We start from the raw sequence: 6,518 nt of genomic DNA on the forward strand, positions 1-6,518 counted from the left end.
CCCAATATATAAAAATGAATTTAAGTCTTTTTCACTAATTTTCGCAAAAATAATGGTTTTTCAGAACATATAAAAGAGAAAGAAGGTATAAAGTCCTGTAAAATTAACCCAATAGCAATCCGATAGAAAGACAATTAATATTATTGTATGAATATTTTAAATTTTTAGAAAGGAGTATTTTTTCGGGTAAGTCTATTTAACTAAGAAAGTAGGGAAGATATGAAAATTCATTCATTCATTAAACGAACAGCAGCGATTACGCTGTCAGCTGGCCTGCTGCTATCATCAGCAAACACGCCTTTCATTCCTTATGCAAATGCAGCTAACATAAAGGCAGAAGACGTCTTGGCTTCGTTGACAAGTGAACAACGAAAAGCGTTAAATAAACTTGAAATGACAGATAATGTCGGATTGCAAGGATTTAAAATGGAAGAGTTAAAAAAGGATAAAGAAATCTCGGTCATCGTCCAGTTCAAATCAAAGCCGGGAAAAGTTGCAGTCTTGGATGCGAATGTAAAAGGAAGGAAGCTTTCAAAAAAACAAGCGGATGATCAAGTAGAAAAGGAACATGCTCAGTTTAATAAAGACATTCAATCGATTCTTCCATCTACTAATCTTAGAAGCAAGAAAACAGGTCATAAAATCACTTCTACCTTTAAGACCGTTTATAACGGGGTAGCTATGAAGCTGCCAGCTAATCAGGTAGAGCAGCTCTTACAATCCAAAGTCGTAAAAGCAGTATATAAAAATGTAGAATTTAAGGTCGATCCGATTGCCATGGGAGAGAAATCAGCCCCTGGTACATCCGTTGAAAGTATTCCATATTTAAAAATTGACCAGCTGCACAATGAAGGTATTACAGGAAAAGGAATCAAAGTTGGGGTTCTTGATACAGGGATTGATTACAACCACCCTGATTTGAAAGATGCCTATAAGGGCGGTTTCGACTTAGTTGATCAAGATAATGATCCAATGGAGGCAACGTACAAGGATTGGCAAGCGTCGGGGCAACCAGAATTTAGCTGGTCCGGTTCTTCCTATTATACTTCCCATGGAACACATGTTGCAGGTACCATTGCTGGCCAAGGAACGAATGCAGAGGTTTCTGTAAAAGGTGTGGCTCCTGATGTGGATTTATATGCCTATCGTGTTCTTGGACCATATGGATCAGGATCATCTGAAGGGGTCATTGCAGGTATAGAAAAAGCTGTAAACGATGGCATGGATGTTATCAACCTTTCCCTCGGATCGGACATCAATGATCCTTATGATCCAACCAGTACTGCCATTAACTATGCTGTCCTTAATGATGTAACAGCAGTTGTAGCAGCTGGAAATGCAGGATCAGATGATTATACATTAGGTTCACCTGGCTCAGCAGCACTTGCTTTGACAGTCGGGGCGAGTGATGTACCGATGGCGGTTTCTACTTTCAATGGGAAAATCGGAAATAAAGATTCGATCGAGCTTGTTAGTTTGGGACGCCACTATTCAGACCATTTAAAGGAATGGGAAGGGAAATCCTATGAGGTAGTGAATGTCGGTTTAGGAAATGGCTCTGATTATTCCGGCAAGGATGTAAAAGGGAAAATTGCACTTGTGGAACGCGGAGAATTCGCCTTAGCGGAAAAGATCAGCAATGCAAAACAAAATGGAGCAGCCGCCGTTCTTCTTTATAACAATGTGGAAGGGCAAATTAATGCCAATCTTGGAGAGTCCGTTGACTTTGTGCCTGCATTTTCTTTAACAAAAGAAGCGGGAGAAAGCATTAAAGCACAGATTCAAGCAGGTGAAGCGAATTTTTCTTTCTCCAAATACGCGGATAAACAGACAGAAGGTGACCACTTAGCAGACTTTAGCTCAAGAGGCCCGGCAAGAGAAACATACGATATGAAGCCAGAATTGACGGCACCGGGAGTAAGTGTTCTTTCAACAGTCCCTTCTTATATGGTGGACGCTGAACATCAAGAAAACTATCAATATGCATATTCAAGATATTCTGGAACATCTATGGCTACTCCTCATACAGCGGGGATTGCAGCACTCATGCTTCAAGCGAATCCGCAATTAGAGCCGGAAGATATTAAAGCCGTTCTAATGAATACGGCAGATCCTCTCAACGGAGACTACAGTGTATTTGAAGTTGGAGCAGGAAGAGTTGATCCATACCAAGCTGTGTATAGTGGAACAAGCTTCAAAATTAACGATAAAACATTTGTTCCAGGTGCTGAGGAATTAATCAAGGTAAAAGAATTGACGGGCGGACTCAGCTTTGATGTTCACTATGCAGATAAAAAACTAAATCTGAAAAAATCAATCACTATTGAAAACCATGATAAAGTAAACAAAACTTTCAATGTATCTGTAACTGAATCGAATGGTTCAAACAGCTTGAAGGAAAATGGAGTGGAGCTGGATATTCCAAGCAAAATCTCTGTAAAAAGTGAAGACTTCAAAAAAGTAACACCACGTTTGCTTATTCCTAAGAAAGCAAAGGATGGAATTTACGAAGGATATATTACATTAACAAACAATGCGAATTCATCAGAGCAGTATCGGATTCCTTTCAGCTTCCGCACAATGGAAGATGGGTTTAATAAGGTCGGGCTACTAAATCCTGCCTTTTCCCCAGGTCATTTAAACCAAGTGGCATGGGATCCTATGCGTACTCCATTTGTAGTTGCTGATTTTAACCTTCGTGCACCAATGGAAAAAATGGATGTCGTTCTTCAAGATGGCAAAACAGGAAAGGACCTCGGGTTGGTCGGAACAATAAATTTAGATTACGCTTATGACAATGTAGAATATGGATTATATGCATTTAATGGAGCTTATTATGAGTTTACAGGAAACTCAAAACAGCCCATTTCGGAAGAAGCAAGTTATGTGAAAAAACCGGGACATTACAAATTGAAATTCATTGGTACAGGTACTTCCGGGAAGGTTACAACTGAAACGCAGCATATGCTCATCGATCTCGATGCACCGAGCTTCAAAAGTTCACTTGATGGAAAGTCTCCATTTATTGAATATAAGCCAGGTCAAAAAACATATCCATTCGACATTCAAATCACAGATCCAACCATTGACGAACTAAAGAAATTGGGCGTAAATATCGATCAATCATCGAACTCGATGGTGTATTACTGGGGTCAAGGTGGTTTCCCTTCTTCGCCAATTCCAATGGATAAAGAAGGAAAGTTTGTCGAAGAAATCGCCCTGGATGAATCCATCCCAGCACTTCAATTTCGCATGAATGGATATGATATGGCAGGAAACAAACCTGCTACAAAGCAATATTACTTTGTAAAAGAAGGTACACCTGTCGCATATGCTATTGGCGAAAAGTATGAGGTGAAAACAGGCGATACGGTAAAAGCAACACTTTCATTAGATAACCTAAACGCAGTATCAAAGGCGGAATGGAACTTTAATGGTGACGGAGGCTATGACAGAGGTTTAGATAGCGTAGAGTTAGTTGATGCCAAGCTTCACAGCGAATTCTCGGACAAAGCCTCTTTAACGATTAAAGACAAGGTCGTTACTGTCCAATTTAATGAAGAGAGTAAAGCATTAGACCATTCAAAAGTCGTTGAGGTTACGTTAAAGGTTCAGGATGATCAATATACCCTTGGAGCAGCGATTAATCCGACTGTGAGCGTAATGAATGCTAATAATCAGACAAGCAGTGTGTTAGAGTCTGGTTATATTTGGAAGGTTAATCCGCAATTCTCAATGGCCAGAGGTTATGTCTCTCCGCAAGGATTTAAAAATGAAGATGGTACTGTTACAGAGAAAAGGGATTGGAGCAAGGTTGGCGGTACAGTGAAAATCTTTGATTCAGAAGGAAAAGAGTTCGATGCGACATCAACGGTAGAAAATGATGGACAATATGTATTCAACAAGCTGCCGTTAAGCACAAATGCCTTCACGATTGAAATGAAAGCGCCAGGCCACTTTGTCACGAAAGAAAAACTGAATTCCGGTATTGGTTTTGAGCACAATGGTGAGTTATACGGTCAAAATCGCTGGATACCTGCCCTTGATATTACAGCAGGTGATGTAAACCAAGACCATGTCATTGATGTTCTAGATGCGATTGAAATTCAAAATGCATGGAAAACAAAGAAGCGTGCAGCGGATATCACCTTTGATGGAATAGTTGATGCCAAAGATATGAAATATGTTCAAACAAACTATCTCAAGCAAAATGAGCATGTCGATAATGCTCCAAAACCAAAGAATAAGTATAAAGGTAAGACATTGGAATCAATTTTAGTTGAGTTGGGAATTCAGCCATAAATATAAAAAAAACACGATGAAAGCTTAGCTTCATCGTGTTTTAACTTTTAAAGAAAGAGAGTATTCCAATAAGGTTGCGTTATTTGGATTTTCTTCAGAATAAAATATTGAGGTAGATTGGGAATTCGTAAAAATGGGAAACAAAAGTGAATATTGAAAAGCTAATAATAGAGGGATGGTATTAAAGTAGTCTTGCGCTTTTCTTAATTTTACTAGAATATATAGATTATATATTTATTTTTTTCTATATATACTAGATAAAATTACAACCTAGAGGTGAAGCTATGATTGAGGGGAAACTTATCAAGTTTTATCGTGAAAAAGCGGGGTTGACTCAGGGGCAGCTTTGTGAAGGAATTTGTTCTGCTACACATCTTAGTAAGATAGAACGAGAGATAACAGAATACTCAGGGGAAATTACCCACTTATTATCCCAAAGATTGAATATCTGTCTTGATGATGAATTTGTGCGGTATCATAATCTTCAACAGAAACTAAAGCTATGGCACAACACGTTCGTTATGCAACAAAGCAAAGAATCAGAAATTTTAAAAGAAGAAATCGAAAAAGAAACACTGATTCAATTGCCAGATTTTCAAGTCTTCTATCAATTACTCTCTGCAAGGTATTATTTATCTGATTATCAGTTAGAAACAGCATTATTAATTATTCAAAACCTGCAAAAAAGTGAAACATCTTTTTCTCCGCAAGACCGCAATATGTTAAAACATGTTCTAGGTATGTATTACTTTCACAACGGACAGTATCGGGATTGTATTCAAATTTTAACATCGATCGATCAAAGTCAATATAATCAATTTGAATATTATTACCATTTGGCACTAGCCTATCACCTTATTCATTTTAATATAATATCGTATTATTATGCAGAGAAAGTTCTTGACTATTTTCAAAAAACGTTAAATGTCATCCGAATAATTGATACAGAGACAATCATGTTATTACAATTAAATGCAAAGGAGCTTCATGATTTTGAAGAGACGAAAGAACGTTACGAACAATTAATACGTACCTGTGATACCATTAATGAAATAGACCGTAAATCAAAGCTCCTCAATAATCTTGCATTTGAACTTTACAGAAGAAAAAAATACAAAGAAGCATCCGAACTATACAAAGAAGCCATGAAACTAATGGATGAAAAGGTTCCTCATTATTTAACTGCATTAGATGGTTATATTAATACTTGTTATAAAGGAAAACTACTTTCAAACGAGACTTTATTGGAATTAGCACATAAAGGCCTTAGAATAGCAAAATCGACAAAATCGTATAACTGGATTTTTTTTGAATTACACCTTTATCAGCTTAATCATGAAGAGGACGATTACTATCATTTTATTGAGACTACAGCCCTTCCTTTTTTTAGAAATATGGGCTTCACCATGTTAATTGAACACTACGAAAAAAAACTCTTCCACTTCTATAACCGAATTGGTGCCGTCCAAAAAGCATTGGACCTTGCCAATTCTTACATACAAGGCAGAAAGAGCTACTATGATCATGAATAAGGATTGAAGCTGAAAGTCAGCGTGAAAAAATAGTCAATCAAAGAAGAATTAAAATTGGAAAGCAATTAAAAGTTTAAATGAAAAATATCGAAAAGAAAAAATGTAAAACTGATAAGTCCATCAACTTAAAGTATGATAACTATCAACAATTCGGCTACCTTGCCTAGTGATATTTAGTCAAACAACTGAATTCCATTTTATTACATAGATGCTTTGTATTAGATAATTAAAAGATAAATAGTGATATTCAATAAAAGGGCGCGAAAGTCGTGGTACACCATGGGCGTCGGAGTCTGACAAACGGTTGGGCTCTAAGGAGCCAATGAGCTAAGTAAAAAGTATCCCTTATTTATTGTCAGTAATGGACAGACAGAATATTTAAAAGCAATTGTAGAAACTTATAATTTGGATAGATTTATTCAAAATACATATAGTAACCAACCAATTAGATCTGGACATAAATCAGATTTAGTGCAAATGATGAAAAATAAAAATCAAATTGGAAAAGGTTATGTTGTCGGACACCGGTCTTCAGATATATCCGCTGCTAAGGATAATGAACTTATTGCCGTTGGTGTGAACTTTGACTTTGCTCAAGGAGATGAATTAAAACAAGCAGATTATGTAGTGAATAATTTCAAAGAAATCTTAGAGTTAGTTTAAATCCTAAAAGGCCGCCAATAG

Annotated in this window: 3 protein-coding genes; all 3 read left to right on the forward strand. The window is 37.0% G+C overall.

Annotated features, from left to right (window positions below):
• Nucleotides 1-219 precede the first annotated feature (219 nt).
• Complete coding sequence (locus OTG27_RS24140) at nucleotides 220-4,302, forward strand: S8 family serine peptidase (RefSeq protein ID WP_268938375.1); 4,083 nt, start codon at nucleotides 220-222, stop codon at nucleotides 4,300-4,302.
• 284 nt (nucleotides 4,303-4,586) lie between these two features.
• Nucleotides 4,587-5,834, forward strand: coding sequence for a helix-turn-helix domain-containing protein (locus OTG27_RS24145; protein WP_268938376.1), 1,248 nt, complete (start codon nucleotides 4,587-4,589; stop codon nucleotides 5,832-5,834).
• A gap of 405 nt (nucleotides 5,835-6,239) precedes the next feature.
• Nucleotides 6,240-6,497: a 5'-nucleosidase gene (locus OTG27_RS24150; RefSeq protein ID WP_268938377.1), complete on the forward strand. Its 258-nt coding sequence runs from the start codon at nucleotides 6,240-6,242 to the stop codon at nucleotides 6,495-6,497.
• Nucleotides 6,498-6,518: the final 21 nt, after the last annotated feature.

Origin of the sequence: Peribacillus sp. AS_2 (assembly GCF_026891895.1) — a bacterium.
GTDB lineage: Bacteria > Bacillota > Bacilli > Bacillales > DSM-1321 > Peribacillus > Peribacillus frigoritolerans.

Excerpts from the sequence above, each read along its gene's own strand:
- OTG27_RS24140 (WP_268938375.1), top strand. The coding sequence starts at position 220 with ATGAAAATTCATTCATTCATTAAACGAACAGCAGCGATTACGCTGTCA.
- OTG27_RS24145 (WP_268938376.1), top strand. The coding sequence starts at position 4,587 with ATGATTGAGGGGAAACTTATCAAGTTTTATCGTGAAAAAGCGGGGTTG.